Below are 16,185 nucleotides of genomic sequence, written 5' to 3'. Positions count from 1 at the left end.
GCGGGCACTAGAACTGCCAGGGGTACGGCGCCCAGTCGGGCTCTCGGCGCTCGAGGAAGGCATCACGACCCTCGGTCGCCTCGTCCGTGCCGTAGGCGAGCCGCGTCGCCTCGCCGGCGAAGACCTGTTGCCCGACGAGTCCGTCATCGACCGCATTCATCGCGAACTTGAGCATGCGGATCGAGGTCGGCGACTTGCCCAGGATGGTCCGCGCCATCGCGAGAGCTTCGTGCTCCAGATCGGCGTGCGGCACGACCCGGTTGACCGTGCCCATCTCGCGGCCGCGCTCGGCGGAGTACTCCTCGGCGAGGAAGAACACCTCGCGGGCGAACTTCTGGCCGACCTGCTTGGCGAAATACGCGCTGCCGTAACCGGCATCGAACGAACCGACATCCGCATCCGTCTGCTTGAACTTCCCGTGCTCGGCGCTCGCGATCGTCAGGTCGCAGATCACGTGCAGGCTGTGTCCACCGCCGGCAGCCCACCCGGGTACGACCGCGATCACGACCTTCGGCATGAACCGGATGAGTCTCTGCACCTCGAGGATGTGCAGGCGCCCCGAACGCGCCGGATCGGTGACGGAAGTCTCGTCCTCGGAGTACTTGTAGCCGTCGCGGCCGCGAATGCGCTGATCTCCTCCCGAGCAGAACGCCCATCCGCCGTCCTTCGGGCTCGGCCCGTTGCCCGTCAGCAGCACGACACCGATCTTCGGGTCCTGCCGTGCGACGTCGAGGGCGCGGTAGAGCTCGTCCACCGTGCGCGGGCGGAAGGCGTTCCGCACCTCGGGGCGGTTGAAGGCGACGCGCGCGATGCGACCGTCGACCGACACGTGCGCCGTGATGTCCGTGTAGGCGTCCGCGCCGGGCGCGAGGCGCCACTCCGCGGAATCGAAGATCTCCGAAACCATGAGACTCAGCCTAGGCACCGGCAGGAGCAAGATGGGGACATGACGGATGCATCGCCCCTGCCCTCGTTCGACGAACTCCGCGAACGCGCGGTCGTCGTCGCGCTTCCGCTGCGCGTCCGCTTCCGCGGGCTCGATGTCCGCGAGGCGCTGCTGCTGGAAGGGCCGGCCGGGTGGACCGAGTTCTCGCCCTTCGCCGAATACGGCGACGACGAGGCCGCGACCTGGCTCGAGGCTGCGCTCGACTACGGATGGCAGGAGCTGCCCGAGCCGAAGCGGACGGAGATCATGGTCAACGCGACCGTGCCCGCGGTGCCCGCGGCATCCGTTGCCGACGTGCTCGCGCGTTTCCCGGGATGCCGGACGGCAAAGGTGAAGGTCGCCGAGCCCGGGCAGCGACTCGCCGACGACGTCGAACGCGTACGCGCCGTCCGGCACGAGCTCGGTGCCGAGGGGCGCATCCGCGTCGATGCGAACGGCGGGTGGAACGTCGACGAGGCCGAGCATGCGGTGCACGCGCTCGCCGAGTTCGACCTCGAATACATCGAGCAACCGTGCGCGTCCATCGACGAGCTCGTGCAGCTGCGCGAACGCATCCGCTACCTCGACATCCCGATCGCGGCCGACGAGAGCGTGCGCAAGGCCGAGGATCCGGTCGCGGTCGCGCGCGCCGGCGCCGCCGACCTTCTCGTGATCAAGGCCCAACCGCTCGGCGGCATCCGCCGAGCCCTGGACATCGTCGAACGTGCGGGGCTTCCCGTGATCGTCTCCAGCGCCCTCGACACGGCGATCGGGCTGTCGATGGGCGCCGCGCTCGCGGCGGCGCTCCCCGACCTCGACTACGACTGCGGGCTGGGCACCTCGGCGCTGTTCGATACGGACGTCGCGAGCTTCGCCCCGCGGGCCGGCACGATCGCCGTGGGACGCATCTGGCCGGATGCCGATGCGCTCGAACGGTTGGCGGCACCGCCCGAGCGGCGGGAGTGGTGGCTCGCCCGCCTCGAGCGCTGCCTGGCCGTGATCAGTGCGCGGGAGGGTCGATGATCAGCTGCGCGAGGCGGCCGATGTCGACGCTCGTGCGACGGCAGAGCTCCTCGTAGTCGAGCCCTGCCATCACCGCTCGCACCGATGCACCCTCCCACGCCATCAGCATGAGGCGCGCAGCCTCCTCCGCGGGGATTCGGAGCGCGAGGCTGCGGGCGCGAACGATGTCGGCGATGATCTGAGCGACGCTCGCCACCATCTCCGCCTCTTGGGCGAGGTACGCATCGGCGAGCACACGATTGCGGAGCGCATGGATCCGGATCTCGCTCATGAGCAGCACGCCGAGACGATCGTCGTACGAGACGTCCAAGACCTCCTGAACGATCGAGAACGCGTCGGCACTCGGAGCGGCGTGAGCGTGCTCGAGCTCCCCGACCCGCGCGCGTACGGCGGCGACCCGCTCACGCGCGACGCGACCGGCGAGCTCGAGGAAGAGTTCTTCCTTCGTCTCGAAGTTGGAGTAGAACGCTCCGCGGGTGTACCCGGCGCGCTCGCAGACGGCCTCGACGGATGCCGCGTCCAGGCCGACCTCGGCGAACACCTGCGCGGCGGCATCGAGAAGTCGCTGCCGGGTCGCCTCGCGGCGCCGGGTGGTCGCGACAGCCGTTTCACCCATGCGCGCTCCCTTCGAGAAATCCTCACATCGACTCCACAGCCTCGCATCCGTGGGAGCATTTACGATACACCTATGTATCGGATACACCGGCGTATCGATATGACTACTCGAACGCCCTGGAGGCCGTGTGTCCACTCTGCTCTACTCACTGGGACGTTGGGCGTACCGTCACGGTTGGCGGGTGGTGATCGCGTGGCTTCTGCTGCTCGGTATCGGTGGCGCAGGGGCTGTTCTGCTCGGCCAGGGCACCGATAACACCTTCTCGATCCCCGGCACCGAGGCGCAAGAGGGGCTTGAGCAACTGAGCCGCACCTTCCCCCAGGCGAGCGGCACGAGCGCCCAGTACATCATCGTCGCCGCGGACGGCGATCGCGTCGATGAAGCCCCCTACCTCGACGACATCCAGGCGTCCATCGCCGAGCTCGAAGACATCGACGGCGTGCTCGCCGTCACCGATCCGTTCAACGAGGCGGTTTCGGGTCTCGTCACCGAGAACGCGTCCGCCGCGATCGTCCGGCTGCAGTTCAACGGGCAGGCGACGGATGTCTCGGCCGGAACACGCGAAGAGCTGACGAACGTCGTGACCGAGCTGCGTGACGAACTTCCCGCCGGATCCGAAGCCGAGCTCGGCGGCGACCTGTTCTCGACCTCCGTCCCGGGCGTGACGATCACAGAGGCCGTCGGCATCCTGATCGCCCTGCTCGTGCTGATCGTGACCTTCCGATCATTCCTGGTCGCGGGGCTCCCCCTCGTCACGGCGCTCATCGGTGTCGGGCTGTCGATGGCACTGATCCTGTTCGCCACGGTGTTCACGACCATCTCGTCGACGACACCTTTGCTCGCCCTGATGCTCGGTCTCGCGGTGGGCATCGACTACGCGCTCTTCATCGTCGCCCGACACCAGGACCAGGTGCGGTCGGGGATCGATCCGGAAGAGTCCGTCGCGCGCGCGACGGGAACGGCGGGTTCGGCGGTCGTCTTCGCCGGAATCACGGTGCTCATCGCCCTGATCGGGCTCTCCTTCGCGAACATCCCCTTCCTCACCACGATGGGTATCGCGGCCGCCCTGGCCGTCGCCATCGCCGTGCTCGTCGCGTTGACCCTCACCCCCGCCCTTTTGGGATTCATCAAGGGGCGCGTGCGTGGACGGATGCCGCGGCCGCGTGCACCCCGCGCCCGCCGGTCGGGCCCGGCGCGTCCGCGCCTCGGCTTCGCGCAGCGGTGGGTCGGCGGCGTGACGCGGCATCCGGTCATCACGACCGTGGCGCTGATCGTCGGCCTCGGCATCACCGCGATCCCCGCCACTCAGCTCGCCCTCGCCCTGCCGAACGCGGGGATGCTGCCCGAGTCGTCCGAAGCGCGTAAGAGCTACGACCTGATCGCCGAGGAGTTCGGGCCCGGGTTCAACGGCCCGCTCATCATGACCGGCACGATCGTCACCTCGACGGACCCCGTCGCCCTGATGGACGACCTCGCCGCCGAGATCGAGAAGACTCCGGGGGTCGACACGATCGCCCTCGCGACGCCCAACGAAACCGCCGACACGGGCATCATCCAGATCATTCCGACGACCGCTCCGGATGATCCGGCCACCGCGCAACTCGTGCGCGATCTGCGCGCGCAGCACGACCAGTTGCTCGACGAGTACGGCGTCGATCTCAAGGTGACGGGGTTCACCGCCATCGCGATCGACATCTCCGATCGGCTCGGCGCCGCACTGCTGCCCTTCGCGATCTTCGTCGTCGGACTCTCGTTCATCCTGCTGATGATCGTGTTCCGCTCCATCGCCGTGCCGCTCACGGCAGCGCTCGGCTACCTGCTCTCGGTGGCCGCCGCCTTCGGCATCGTCGCCGCCGTGTTCGAATGGGGATGGTTCGCCGACCTGTTGCACGTCACCCGAACGGGCCCCGTGATCAGCTTCATGCCGATCGTTCTGATGGGCGTGCTGTTCGGGCTCGCCATGGACTACCAGGTGTTCCTGGTGACCCGCATGCGCGAGGACTTCGTGCACGCCTCCCGCGAGCGGCGTGGCCGCGCGGACCGGCTCACCGCGATCGGCGCCGTCCGATCCGGGTTCACCGCGTCCGCACGCGTGGTCACGGCGGCCGGCTTGATCATGTTCGCGGTGTTCGCCGCGTTCGTGCCCGAGGGCGACACCTCGATCAAGCCGATCGCGCTCGGGCTGGCCGCGGGAATCGCGATCGACGCCTTCCTCGTCCGAATGACGCTCATCCCCGCCGTCATGGCGCTCCTCGCCGACAAGGCATGGTGGATCCCCCGCTGGCTCGACCGCATCCTGCCGCACATCGACATCGAAGGCGATGCCGTTCGTCGCGAGATCGAGTACGCGGACTGGCCCGAGCCCGACACGTCCGCCGTGGCCGTCGCCGCGGACCTCTCGCTCGAAGAGGGCGACCGCGTGCTGTTCTCGGCAGTCGACCTGCGCCTCGAGCCCGGACAGACCCTGGTCGTGTCCTCACCCGACCCCGTCGCCGCACGGAGCCTGCTCCTGACCCTCGCCGGACGCATCGCACCCAGCGACGGCTTACTGAAGGTCTGCGGGCACCTGCTGCCCGGGCGGAGCGCCTGGGTGCGCTCGCACGTCGGCGTCGCGTTGCTCACGGACACGGATGACCCGATGAGCGAGCTGCGGAGAGCGCTCGCCGGGTCGCCGCGCCTCGTCGTGATCGACGGCCTCGACGCCGTCATCGGCGACGCCGAAAGAGACCAGGCATCCGCGCTGCTGCGCGACGCCGCCGACCGGTCGCCCGATGGAAGGCTCACCGTGATCGCCTCGGCCCGGCGGGAGCCCGCCGCCCTCGCCCTGCTCGCCGAAGCTCGACGGCCGGACGTGACGGGATTGACTCTGACGAAGAACGAAGCTCGCACGAGCTCGAATGAGGTGAACGCATGACTCTTCCGATTGAGCGCGCGCGCTCGCGCCGACCCGTGACCTGGCTGACCGTGCTGGGGGTGCTGCTGCTGCCCGCGGTGCTGGGAGGCATCCTCGTCACCGCCCTCTACAACCCGACCGAGCGGCTGAACGAGATCACCGCCGCGATCGTGAACGACGACGAGCCCGTCACCGTGAACGACCAGTACACGCCTCTGGGACGCCAGCTCTCGGCCGGACTCGTCGAGGGATCGGACGACCTCGACTCCAACCTGAGCTGGGTGCTCTCGAACGACGAGGACGCCGCCGAAGGGCTCGCGGACGGCATGTACGACGCCGTCGTGACGATCCCGTCGGGCTTCTCGTCCGCCGCGACCTCGTCGGGTCAGGCTCTGGCCGACTCGGCCTCGACGACGCCCGAGAAGGCGGTCATCGAGGTGGCGACGTCATCCGAATCCCTGCTCGTCGACGACGCGATCACCGCGCAGGTCACGCAGACGGCCGCGACGGTGATGGGTGAGCAGATCTCGACATTGACACTCGAGAACGTGTTCCTGAGCTTCACCACGCTCTCCGACCAGATCGGTCAGGCGGCGGACGGGGCAGGGCAGCTCGCCGACGGTGCCGCGCAGGCGGCCGAGGGCGGTGCGGCGCTCCCCAGCGGCGCGACAGAGCTCGCCAGCGGCGCGAGTTCGGCATCCACCGGAGCTGCGCAGCTCGCGGGCGGGCTCGACACGATCGCCGGGGGCATTCGCAGCTCGGCGGGAGGGGCTGCGGGGATCGGCTCGGGAATCACGCAGATCGCGGATCAGCTGTCGGGCACGCAGCTCTCCCAGGCAGCGAACGGGGCGTCGCAACTCGCCGCCGCTGTCGACGGGCAGAGCGCCGGCACGACCGCCGCTCTCACGCAGCTCGTCGCCGATTGCGGGGCCTCCGGGGCTTCGGGCGCATTCTGCACGTCGCTGCAGGGCGCGCTCGTGAGGTCCAGCACGACCGATGCGTACGCCGATCAGCTCGTGCCCGCCGCCGCGGGAACCGCGGCCGGTGTCGGTCAGATCACCGGTCCGACCTCGCCCGTCGTGGACGGGCTGCGGCAGTCCGCAGGAGGCGCGAACTTGCTCTCGTCCGGGCTCACCCAACTTGCCGACGGCACGACATCGAGCGCGAACGGAGCCCGAGGTTTACAGAACGGCACCGCGCAGCTCGCGACCGGGGCCGAACAGCTCGGCGCAGGAGCCCAGTCCCTCGTCGACGGTGTCGGCTCGCTCGCGACCGGGGCGTCTTCGCTCGCGGACGGCCTTAATCAGGCGACCGCCGCCCTGCCCACCTACACCGACGACGAGGCGACGAGCCTGGCCACCGTCCTCAGCAACCCCGTCGGCACGGAGGGCATCGGAACGTCGCTCTTCGGCGCATCCGCGATCCCGTTGCTGTCGATGGTCGTGCTCTGGTTCGGCGGCGTGGCGACATTCGTCGCACTGCGCGCAGCGACCGGCCGGGCTCTCGCCGCACGCGAATCCACGGTGCGCCTGACGCTGCGGGCCTTCCTGCCCGCCGCCCTTCTCGGGGCGGCCCAGGGTCTGCTCGTGGCGATCGTCGCGCAGTTCGCGGCCTCGTATGACTGGGGCCAGTGGTGGACGTTCGCGGCCGTGTGCGTGATCGCCGGGGTCGCCTTCGCGGCTGTCAACCAGGCGCTCGTCGCTGTTCTCGGGGGCGCGGGCCGCTGGGTCGCGGCGCTCATCGGGGTGCTGGCACTCGCGACCGGCATCGTCTCGACCGTTCCGGGTCCCCTCGCCTCGATCGCCGGGCTGCTGCCGACTGCGCCGGCGTATCACGCCATGGTCGGTGCACTCACGAGCGCCGGAGGGGTGACCGCCGGCGCCGTCGGCCTCATCGCGTGGGGCGCGCTGTCGCTGATCGCGACCATGATCGTCGTGGCCCAGCGCCGCTCGACCTCGGCTCGGGCCCTGCTCGCGGCGACTCCGGTCTGATCAGCGCGCGTGCAGCCGGCTCAAGACAGGCCGCTGTACGCGTGCAGTCCCTTGAAGAACATGTTCACGATCGTGAAGTTGAACATGACCGCCGCAAAGCCGATGATCGCGAGCCACGCCGACCGCGTGCCGCGCCAGCCGCGGGTCGCACGGGCGTGGATGTATCCGGCGTAGAGCACCCAGATCACGAAGGTCCAGACTTCCTTCGTGTCGAAGCCCCAGTAGCGACCCCAGGCATCCTGCGCCCAGATCGAGCCGGCGATCAGCGTGAACGTCCAGAAGATGAAACCGACGATCGCGAAGCGGTAGGCCAGGCTCTCGAGCGCATCGGCGGTCGGCAGCGTGCGCAGGAAGCGCGGCGAGGGCTTCGCTTCGGCGGCCGCCTCGGATGCTTCAACCGCACGCCGCTCACGACGCGCCTGCATGAGCTGCACGACCGACAGGGCGAAGGCGAGCGCGAAGAACGCCGTGCCGAGCGAGGCGACGAAGACGTGGATGACGAGCCACACGCTCTTCAGCGGGTCCATCAACGGAACGACCTCGGTGTACAGACCCCCGAGCAGCACGCCAGCGAGAAGGATCACGATGAGGCCGGTGATGAAGGTTCCGAGGAATCGGAGGTCGTAGCGGAACAGAACGGCGAGGTACACCGCGACGATCAACAGGGTGCCGGTCATCGAGAACTCGTACATGTTCGACCACGGGACGCGTTCCGCCGCGATTCCGCGCGTGATCGTGGCACCCAGGTGGAACAGGAACGCCAAGACCGTCAACGCCGTGCCGACGCGGGCCCACATCTGTCGCGGGCGACGGGGAGTCGCGGGCGGCTGAGCGACGTCGACCGAGCCCGTCCCACGGACCGGCGCACCCGAACCCAGGCGCGTGCCCGCCCCGACCAGCTCGCGCTGCGTGGCGTATTCGGGAACCGCCTTGGCATCGACCGCCATGGCCGAGCGACGCGCAAGGTCGAGGGCGTAGGCGATGAACGCGAGTGCGTAGATCGTGATGGCCGTCCAGATCAGGAGCACCGATACGGCGTCCAGCGAGAGCGTTTCGTCGGCGGGCATGGCCTCAGTTTACGTCGGGGGTGGGGGCATCGCGGCGGTCGCCGCGTTGCTCTGCGGGCGGCTCGCCGAGGGCAGCGAGGTGGCGTTCTGCCATCTGCGTGACGGCCGCGCGGAGCGCCGGGTCCTCACCGCGGGCGAGGCCGGCGTATTCGAACTCGAGGTCGGCGCCCTCGGCCGTGTTCCGCACAGATGCCTTGACCCACACGCGTCGACGCGGCACGAACAGGGCCGTGAGCAGACCGAGCAGCGCCAGCACGGCGAACACCAGCACCCACACGGCGGACGGATCGCGGTGCACCTGCAGCGATGCGAAGCGCTTGACCGGAGCCTCCGAGGCGATCGTCGCGGACTCGTCCTCGAACGTGACCGTGCCGAGGCCGTTCGGCAGATCCGCCGTCTCGCCGGGGCGCAGCTCGATCGAGTCGGTGCCGGTCGACCCACCGGTGAGCTGGGTCATCTCGCCGACATCGAGCGTGTAGACCGAGCGGGGTGTGCCGTCGTTGATGCCGAGGTCGCCCTGGAAGACGTTCAACGTGAGGACCGGGTTGATCAGGTCGGGGAAGGTCGACGTGTAGGCCCCCGACGTGAGTACGTCCTGCGTCGGATAGAAGAATCCGATCATGCCGAGCTGCTCGGGGAAGCCGTCCGCGACCTTCACCACGCCGAGCGAGGTCATGTTGGTGTCTTGAGGCAGGAAGGGCTGCGATTCGCGATACTGCACGACGCCCTCGGCATCGCGCACGACGATCGTCGGCGCGTAGCCGTTGCCCAGCAGATAGAGCTTGTCGCCCGCGAGGTCGACCGGGTGGTTGACGCGGATCGCGTCCTCGGCGGACTGACCATCGGGCTCGCGCGTCGTGATGACGGCGGCGAAGTCTCCGGCCTGGCCGACGGCGTTCGTGCCGAAGCCCTGGTACGAGACCTGGAATTCGTCGAGGGTGACGGCGTAGGGCGCGAGGCTCGTGCCGTCGACGAACCGACCCGGGTTGAAGGATGAGTAGTCGGTGAGCGTGTTCACAAAGGTCGTACCCTCGACCACCACGCGCTGAGCGGTGTATGCGAAGCCGCCACCGAAACCGACCGCGATCAGCACGCCGACGAGGGCGATGTGGAAGACGAGGTTTCCGGTCTCGCGCAGGTACCCACGCTCCGCCGAGACCGACCAGGTGCCGCGGGAATCGTCCCGCTCGACGCGGTATCCGCCGCGGCGCAGCTGCTGGGCGGCGAGGTCGATGGCGTCGGATGCCTGGGCCGCGGCATCCGTCCTCTCCGAAGCCTCGACGCTGTGCTTCTCGTAGTCCGCGAGACGCGACAGGCGCACGGGCGTCCGCGGCGGGCGCGACATGAGCGCCTTCGCGTGGTGCTTCGCACGCGGGATGACGCAGCCGATCAGCGACAGGAAGAGCAGGAGGTAGATCGCGGAGAACCAGGGCGACGTGTAGACGTCGAAGAGGCTCAGCCCATCGAGGATCGGCGCGAGATCGGGCTGATCGGTGTAGTACTGCGTGACGCCGTTCGGGTCGGCGCTGCGCTGGGGAACGAGGGATCCGGGAATGGCCGCGATCGCGAGCAGAAGCAGCAGCACGAGGGCTGTGCGCATGCTCGTGACCTGACGCCACGCCCATCGCAGCCACTCGACGGGTCCGAGGCGCGGGGCCGAGACATCCGCCGCGCCGTCCGCGTGATCGCTCGGGCGAAGCGGGTCAGAGAGGGAGTTCGACACCGCTTATCACCGCCCCGAGACGCGACATGATCTGACCCCAGAATCCGGTGACCATGAGCAGACCGAGGGCGACGAGCATGAGGCCCCCGATGATGTTGACGACACGGATGTGGCGGCGCAGGAAGTCGACCGACCGCGTCGCCCAGCCGAGGCCAAGGGCGATCAGGATGAACGGGATGCCGAGCCCGAGCGAATACGCCAGACCCAGCCAGGCCGCGCGCCAGGGGTCGCCGAGGTTCCAGGAGACCGAGACGATCGCGGTGAGGGTCGGGCCGATGCACGGGGTCCAGCCGATGCCCATCGCGAGCCCGAGCAGCGGGGCACCGATCAGCCCGGCGTTGCCTCGCAGTTGCGGGCGGAGCGTGCGCTGAGCGACGCCGAACATGCCGATGAAGACCAGCCCCAGCAGGATGATGACGACGCCCATGATGCGGGTGATGAGGTCGCCGTACTGGATGAAGAAGCGGCCGGCCGCACCGCCGAGGATCGTGACGGTCATGAAGACGACCGTGAATCCGGCGATGAAGAGCAGGACCCCGCCCAGCAGACGTCCACGACCCGCTTTTGCGGCGCTCGAACCCGCGCCGCGCGGCGCGACGGAGCCGCCGATGAAGCCGAGGTATCCCGGCACGAGCGGGAGGACGCACGGCGAGAGGAACGAGATCAACCCCGCGAGCAGGGCGACGGGGATCGCGAGCCACAGAGCGCCATCAACGATCGTGGCCCCGGGGTTCACAGGTTCTCCGCCATCACGACGACTCCGCCAGGAGATCGCCGACGAGGGTCGAGAGGATCGACGCGCTCTGGAGCTGACCGATGATCCGGGCAGCGACCCGACCCTGGCGATCGAGCACGAGCGTCGTCGGGGTTGCCTGGATCGGGGTCGCATCGGCGAAGGCGAGTCCGACGTTCTTGTCGTTGATGTCGATCACGCTCGGGTACGTGACGCCGTAGGTCTCGGCGAAGGCCAGGGCCGTATCGGGTTGGTCGTAGGTGTTGACGCCGAGGAACGAGACATCCTGTCCCTCATATTCCTGCCAGACCTGCTCGAGCAAGGGGGCCTCGACGCGGCACGGGCCGCACGCGGCGTACCAGAAGTTGACGACCAGCACCTCGCCCGCGGAGTCCTCGTTCGAGACCGGATCGCCGAGCTCGGTCACGCCCGCAAACTCGACCGGTTCGCCGCGCTCGGCGGCGGGAATCTCGACGACGTCGTAGCTGCCGGCGATGTAACCCTTGTCGCTACCCTCGCGGTACTCGTCGGCGAGGGGGTCACCGCCACCCGTGCACGCCGCCAGTGTCACCGCGAGCGCCAGAGCGGCAAGGCCACCCAGCATCCGTCGCACGTTCATACCGCCCCCACATCCACGGCGCCAGCGGTGTTCGCGGGCTCCGCATAGTCCACCTCGCGCCACACATCGCCGTGGCGCTCGAAGCTCGTCACGCTCGAGAGCGCGCAGCGCCGACGGCGGGGATCGTGGCGCAACGGCAGCCCCGCGACCGAGAGATGTGTGACCCAGATCGGCAGTTGGTGCGACACGATCGCGACGTCGCCGCCGTCGGTGGCGTCCCACGCCTCGTTCATCGCCGCGTGCATCCGCTCGACGACGCTCACGTAGGGCTCGCCCCAACTCGGGATCTCGGGCCGACGCAGATACCGCCAGTTGGCGGGATTCGCGAGCGCCTGCTTCATGCGGCGCCCCTCGAAGACGTTGGTGGGCTCGATCACGCGCTCATCGACGCGCGGTTCGAAGCCGAAGAGTTCGGAGAACGGAATCGACGATTCGCGAGCGCGCTGCAGCGGAGAGCAGACGAGGGATGCCAGGGGCCGGTCGAGATCATTGACGTACCGCGCCGCGTCGGCGGCCATCCGGCGCCCGTCGGCGCTCAGCCCGAACCCGGGAAGGCGGCCATAGAGCACGCGCATCGGGTTGTGCACCTCGCCATGCCGCACGAGGTGGAGGCGGTCGGCGGGCACCTCTTCAGTCTACGTCGGCGGACACGGCGCGAATCTGGGCGGGGGCCGTGAGCGCCCGGGGCCTAGGCGCTATCTTTGCCCCGTGATCTACGACGAGCGCCCGCCCCCGACGGGACTGCGCGGGATCGTCACGTCACTGTGGTTTCTCGACACTGCGAGGAGCCGCCCGTTCGAAAAGATCCTGCCCCAACCGTCCGCCCACCTGATCGTGAATCTCTCGGCGCCCTACCGACTCTTCGATCGCGGCGGCGTGCCGACGACGGTTTCGGACGCGTTCGTCTCGGGGGTGCACTCGGACTATCTGGTGATCGAGTCACCGCCGCAGATCCGTCATGTCGGTGCCGCGTTCACCCCCGCCGGGTTGGCCCGAACCACGCGGGCACCGGCCGAGCAGATCGTAAATCGGGTTGAGGACGCACGCACGCTGTACACGGACGTCGGTCCGCTCGTCACGCGACTCCGCGCCGCGCCCACGCCATCGGCGGCGCTCGATGAGCTCGCGTCCTATCTCCTGTCTGTACCCTTGGCCCCGCCGGATCCGGTTGCCGAGTGCGCGGCCGACGCACTGGCGAGCCGACCAGAGACACCGGTCGGCGACCTCGCGGCGCGACTCGGTGTCTCGCACCGCACGTTGATCGCGCACTTTCGGGCGTCGACGGGCCTCACCCCCAAGGTCTTCGCTCAGGTCACCCGGTTTCACGCCTTTGTCGGCGCAGCCCGGGATGCCACGGGCTCACCCGACTGGGGCGCGCTAGCCACGGCCGCCGGGTACTACGATCAGCCCCACGTCATCCGGGCCTTTCGACGATTCACCGGCTGGACGCCGTCGGAATACGGGCGCCTTGTCGCTGAGTTCGGTCCGGACGAGGCCCTATTCGTTCCGCTGGCGGAGCTACCCACAACACCCGATTGAACCGGGCACGACGTCACGCGCGCCGATACGCCTCCCGCAGCCAACTGACGAGTTCGTCATCCACCTCGTCGACCGCCGTCACGTCGATCCGGTGCGTACACATCCCGGTTGCCGCACGCAGTCGACCCTCAGGCGCCACGTCGCGCAGATTCACCCCGAGCTGAACACGAGCGGCACTCGGCGCCTCGATCAGGGCGAACTGCTTGCTCCGGCGGAGCGAAACCCCCGTCTTCTTCGGGTCGACCTGAACATCGTCGCCAAAAGTCGTCACGAGCTCGACCAATCTTTCGTAGATCGGTCTGAGAGCGCCCTTCTTCCCCGAGTACTGTGCGTCGACGAGGGACTCATCGCTTGTCGCAATCCCGCGGGATCGATGCAGCGTCACGATCAGGTTGGCGAACCCGTGGGTGACGCCGTATTCGGACTTGAGGAGGGCCATCGCCTGCGCATGCTTCTCGAGACCGGCATCGTCGAGGACAGCGAACCACTCGTCGAGAGGCCGCCCCGTTCGCTCAGGGAGGTTCGCAATCATCGTGCTCGTAGCGGCGTCAACGTCCATGCGGGCAACGCTAGTCCGCAGGCCGCGGGTCAGGATTGTAGGTTCTTTACCCGACGTGCCGGGTGCGCGCGTTCAGTTCTCGACGGCCGATTCTGCGCGGTCTTTGCCAGCGAGCCCGCCCAACCGTCGCTCGACGACGACCATGCCGATCACGAGGGCAGCGCCGAGCACCGCGAACGCGACCGGGGCGAACACCGGATCGGTCGGAGCAATCGGAACACCGACACCGCTGGTCTGCCCGGGAGCCAACTCCTGCCACGGCCACAGGGCGCGGAGAGACCCGAGCATCAGGCCCGCCATCGCGAGCAGGGTGAAGCGGCGGACGTGGTCGAGCAACCACTTCATGACCCGGACGATCGTCACCAACCCGAGCAGAGCGCCCGCGGCGAAGACGCCGAGGTAGGCGAAGTCGCGTTCGTCCACGGCGATGAGCGTCGGAGAGTAGAGCCCGATGGCCAGGAGAAAGAAGGAGCCCGAGATGCCCGGCACGACGAGCGCACAGACCGCGATCGCCGCGGCGATGAACACGACCCACAGGGGCGGGTCGACGGTGATCGTGCCGCTGGCCAGATCCACGAGCAGGTATGCCGTCACGGCGGCGGCGGCGAAGGCGAGAAACCCGAGCAGACGAGACACGATCGATCGGCTGCGCTTCGGGATCAGTGTGAGAGGCACGACGATGCTGGCCGCGACGAGACCGAAGAAGAGTCCGCGGGATGCCTCGGCGTGGGCCGAGACCAGGGATTCGATCGTGCCCGCCAAGAGCACGACCATCGCGATCATCCCGACCAGGAGGGGAAGGATCAGAGACCACTCGACGCGGCGGATCTCGGCGGCGAAACCCGGCTTGCGGTCCGGGCCCGTCGCGAGAACCTTGACCGCGGACGTCAGGTGGGCCGCAGAGTCGATCAGACGCTCGTAGACGCCCGTGATCAGCGCCACGGTTCCGCCCGAGATACCGGGCAGCAACTCGGCGATCCCGATCAGGCCACCGCGAACCATATTGATGAGAGCGGTGAGGATGGCCCGGCGGCGCAAGATCGTCGAGGTCAGCGTCATATATCAAGGGTACGGGTGGCGCGCCTTTCGGATGCTGAGAGTGGTCGCTGATTTTGGTTGAGATTTATCTTCTGACCGGGCTCAAACACCCCCTTCAATGTCGGTGGCCCTCGGCAGAATAGAGGTATGAAAAACCTCGTCGACACCCTGCGCGATCTGGTCGCGCACGTCGGAGAGGTTGTCGATCGGGTGCACCGCGAGGGGCTCGTGGCCGCGGCATCCGATGCCGATCAGGCGGTTGCACTCGAGTTGTTGGGGCGACTCGGTCGCCGTGTCGATGCGCTGACGATCGAGGCCGTTTCGGAGGTTGCGGTGCGGTCCGAATCGGTGGTGCGGGAGGAGCGGCTGACGTCGCGACTCGGATGCCGGGGCGTGAGCGAGCTCGTGCAGCGCACGACGCGTCTCGGCCCGCAGACCGTGGGTCGTCTGGAGCGCGCGGCGCGGGCCACTCGGCAGGGTCGCTCGGTCTTCTCGGGTGAGCTCGAGCCCGCCGCGCTTCCCGCGATGCGCGAGGCCCTGCTAGACGGTGAGGTCGGGCTGGACGGCGTCCTGGCCGTGGCCGAGCCGCTCTCGTCGCTGGTGTCGGGGGTGTCGCGCGAGGCACTGCTCGTCGCCGACCAGGTTCTCGCCGCCGAAGCCCGCGGCGAGGGGCCCGACGGCGCCCCGCCCCTCTGCGCCGACCTGCTCAAGGTGCAGGCCCGAGTGTGGGCGGTCGTGCTCGACCAGGACGGCGCCGAGCCGCGCGAACGGCAGGCGCTACTCAAGCGCGCGCTCACACTGGGCCCGGCGCGCGACGGGCTCGTGCCGATCCAGGGGCGGCTGCTGCCCGAGGTCGCCGCGCAGTTGCAGCGCATCTTCGACGCATCACTCTCGCCGAAGGTCGCGGGCGATGGCGTGCGGTTCATCGAAGCGAATGCCTCGGACATCCCGGCGCCCCTCGATGATCGCGCCCGCCCGCAACAGCAGCACGATGCCTTCGCGGGTGCGCTCGCGGCCGCGGCCGTCAGCGGCGAGCTGCCGACGATCGGCGGCGCGGCCCCCACCCTGGTGGTGTCCGTGCGGTCAGAAGACCTCGAGTCCGGCCGCGGCTGGGCGCATACCGAGGGCACCGACGAGCCCCTGTCGCTCACTTCAGCGCGGCACATCGGCTGCGCGGGCGTTGTGCAGCGGGTGGTCCTCGGCGACAACGGACGCATCCTGCGCCTCGGCACCGAGGAGCGCGTGTTCAACCGCTACCAGCGCCGCGCGATCGCGCTGCGGGACGGCGGATGCATCATCCCCGGCTGCGGTGTTCCCGCCGGGTGGTGCGAGATCCATAGAGAGCATGGGAGTGGCCCGGTCCTGATGGCTGCCTGACCCAGAAATCCATTGGCGCTCTGGCGGGATGATGGGGTTGCCGGTTCACCCTGGTGGCGGTTTGACTCCGAGATTCATTGAC

14 protein-coding genes are annotated in these 16,185 nt (G+C 68.8%); 5 read left to right on the top strand and 9 right to left on the bottom strand.

Translation table 11 applies throughout. From position 1 onward, the window contains the following. Nucleotides 1-7: 7 nt before the first annotated feature. On the bottom strand, nucleotides 8-907 hold the full coding sequence (locus ACIQ0W_RS06105) for a 1,4-dihydroxy-2-naphthoyl-CoA synthase (protein WP_304688642.1): 900 nt from the start codon (nucleotides 905-907) through the stop codon (nucleotides 8-10). A 39-nt stretch (nucleotides 908-946) separates the two neighbouring features. Between ACIQ0W_RS06105 and ACIQ0W_RS06100 the strand changes: the two genes are divergently transcribed. Beyond that, complete coding sequence (locus ACIQ0W_RS06100) at nucleotides 947-1,948, top strand: o-succinylbenzoate synthase (protein ID WP_396641906.1); 1,002 nt, start codon at nucleotides 947-949, stop codon at nucleotides 1,946-1,948. On the opposite strand, the gene ACIQ0W_RS06095 is transcribed toward ACIQ0W_RS06100, so the two are convergent. Then, nucleotides 1,926-2,564, bottom strand: coding sequence for a TetR/AcrR family transcriptional regulator (locus tag ACIQ0W_RS06095; RefSeq protein WP_396641905.1), 639 nt, complete (start codon nucleotides 2,562-2,564; stop codon nucleotides 1,926-1,928). The genes ACIQ0W_RS06100 and ACIQ0W_RS06095 overlap by 23 nt on opposite strands. Nucleotides 2,565-2,691: 127 nt before the next feature. On the opposite strand from ACIQ0W_RS06095, the gene ACIQ0W_RS06090 reads away from it, so the two are divergent. After that, nucleotides 2,692-5,478, top strand: coding sequence for an efflux RND transporter permease subunit (locus ACIQ0W_RS06090; RefSeq protein WP_396641904.1), 2,787 nt, complete (start codon nucleotides 2,692-2,694; stop codon nucleotides 5,476-5,478). Next, nucleotides 5,475-7,448, top strand: a complete 1,974-nt coding sequence (locus tag ACIQ0W_RS06085) for a YhgE/Pip family protein (protein WP_396641903.1) — start codon at nucleotides 5,475-5,477, stop codon at nucleotides 7,446-7,448. Before ACIQ0W_RS06090 ends, ACIQ0W_RS06085 begins: the two co-directional genes overlap by 4 nt. A gap of 20 nt (nucleotides 7,449-7,468) precedes the next feature. On the opposite strand, the gene ccsB is transcribed toward ACIQ0W_RS06085, so the two are convergent. From ccsB to ACIQ0W_RS06060, 5 genes are read right to left on the bottom strand one after another with little or no spacing between them, the layout of a single operon-like run. Further along, the gene (gene ccsB, locus ACIQ0W_RS06080) at nucleotides 7,469-8,515 is read right to left on the bottom strand and encodes a c-type cytochrome biogenesis protein CcsB (RefSeq protein WP_396641902.1); all 1,047 of its coding nucleotides are present in this window, start codon (nucleotides 8,513-8,515) and stop codon (nucleotides 7,469-7,471) included. Between the two features lie 4 nt (nucleotides 8,516-8,519). Continuing rightward, nucleotides 8,520-10,238 (bottom strand): cytochrome c biogenesis protein ResB, encoded by a 1,719-nt coding sequence (locus ACIQ0W_RS06075; RefSeq protein WP_396641901.1) that lies wholly within the window; start codon nucleotides 10,236-10,238, stop codon nucleotides 8,520-8,522. Further along, on the bottom strand, nucleotides 10,219-10,974 hold the full coding sequence (locus ACIQ0W_RS06070) for a cytochrome c biogenesis CcdA family protein (protein ID WP_396641900.1): 756 nt from the start codon (nucleotides 10,972-10,974) through the stop codon (nucleotides 10,219-10,221). Before ACIQ0W_RS06070 ends, ACIQ0W_RS06075 begins: the two co-directional genes overlap by 20 nt. A 13-nt stretch (nucleotides 10,975-10,987) precedes the next feature. After that, a complete protein-coding gene (locus tag ACIQ0W_RS06065) occupies nucleotides 10,988-11,590 on the bottom strand; it encodes a TlpA family protein disulfide reductase (protein WP_396641899.1) in 603 nt (200 codons plus the stop codon). Next, nucleotides 11,587-12,216, bottom strand: coding sequence for a histidine phosphatase family protein (locus tag ACIQ0W_RS06060; RefSeq protein WP_036301531.1), 630 nt, complete (start codon nucleotides 12,214-12,216; stop codon nucleotides 11,587-11,589). Before ACIQ0W_RS06060 ends, ACIQ0W_RS06065 begins: the two co-directional genes overlap by 4 nt. An 82-nt stretch (nucleotides 12,217-12,298) precedes the next feature. Between ACIQ0W_RS06060 and ACIQ0W_RS06055 the strand changes: the two genes are divergently transcribed. Next, complete coding sequence (locus ACIQ0W_RS06055) at nucleotides 12,299-13,129, top strand: helix-turn-helix domain-containing protein (RefSeq protein ID WP_396641898.1); 831 nt, start codon at nucleotides 12,299-12,301, stop codon at nucleotides 13,127-13,129. 13 nt (nucleotides 13,130-13,142) lie between these two features. On the opposite strand, the gene ACIQ0W_RS06050 is transcribed toward ACIQ0W_RS06055, so the two are convergent. Both ACIQ0W_RS06050 and ACIQ0W_RS06045 read right to left on the bottom strand, forming a co-directional pair. Then, on the bottom strand, nucleotides 13,143-13,688 hold the full coding sequence (locus ACIQ0W_RS06050; RefSeq protein WP_396641897.1) for a DUF4287 domain-containing protein: 546 nt from the start codon (nucleotides 13,686-13,688) through the stop codon (nucleotides 13,143-13,145). Between the two features lie 72 nt (nucleotides 13,689-13,760). Further along, nucleotides 13,761-14,747: a DUF368 domain-containing protein gene (locus ACIQ0W_RS06045; protein WP_396641896.1), complete on the bottom strand. Its 987-nt coding sequence runs from the start codon at nucleotides 14,745-14,747 to the stop codon at nucleotides 13,761-13,763. Between the two features lie 126 nt (nucleotides 14,748-14,873). Between ACIQ0W_RS06045 and ACIQ0W_RS06040 the strand changes: the two genes are divergently transcribed. After that, the gene (locus ACIQ0W_RS06040; RefSeq protein WP_396641895.1) at nucleotides 14,874-16,103 is read left to right on the top strand and encodes a DUF222 domain-containing protein; all 1,230 of its coding nucleotides are present in this window, start codon (nucleotides 14,874-14,876) and stop codon (nucleotides 16,101-16,103) included. Nucleotides 16,104-16,185 lie beyond the last annotated feature (82 nt).

It is taken from the genome of Microbacterium sp., assembly GCF_044340635.1.
Classification (GTDB): domain Bacteria; phylum Actinomycetota; class Actinomycetes; order Actinomycetales; family Microbacteriaceae; genus Microbacterium.
Note: the sequence above shows the minus strand (reverse complement) of the source record. Positions and strands in the feature narration are given on the sequence as shown.

What these genes read in the sequence shown, in the direction of transcription:
- ACIQ0W_RS06040 (WP_396641895.1), top strand. Translation starts at nt 14,874, where the DNA reads ATGAAAAACCTCGTCGACACCCTGCGCGATCTGGTCGCGCACGTCGGA.
- ACIQ0W_RS06045 (WP_396641896.1), bottom strand. Translation starts at nt 14,747, where the DNA reads ATGACGCTGACCTCGACGATCTTGCGCCGCCGGGCCATCCTCACCGCT.
- ACIQ0W_RS06095 (WP_396641905.1), bottom strand. Translation starts at nt 2,564, where the DNA reads ATGGGTGAAACGGCTGTCGCGACCACCCGGCGCCGCGAGGCGACCCGG.
- ACIQ0W_RS06050 (WP_396641897.1), bottom strand. Translation starts at nt 13,688, where the DNA reads ATGGACGTTGACGCCGCTACGAGCACGATGATTGCGAACCTCCCTGAG.
- ACIQ0W_RS06065 (WP_396641899.1), bottom strand. Translation starts at nt 11,590, where the DNA reads ATGAACGTGCGACGGATGCTGGGTGGCCTTGCCGCTCTGGCGCTCGCG.
- ACIQ0W_RS06085 (WP_396641903.1), top strand. Translation starts at nt 5,475, where the DNA reads ATGACTCTTCCGATTGAGCGCGCGCGCTCGCGCCGACCCGTGACCTGG.
- ACIQ0W_RS06100 (WP_396641906.1), top strand. Translation starts at nt 947, where the DNA reads ATGACGGATGCATCGCCCCTGCCCTCGTTCGACGAACTCCGCGAACGC.
- ACIQ0W_RS06105 (WP_304688642.1), bottom strand. Translation starts at nt 907, where the DNA reads ATGGTTTCGGAGATCTTCGATTCCGCGGAGTGGCGCCTCGCGCCCGGC.
- ccsB (WP_396641902.1), bottom strand. Translation starts at nt 8,515, where the DNA reads ATGCCCGCCGACGAAACGCTCTCGCTGGACGCCGTATCGGTGCTCCTG.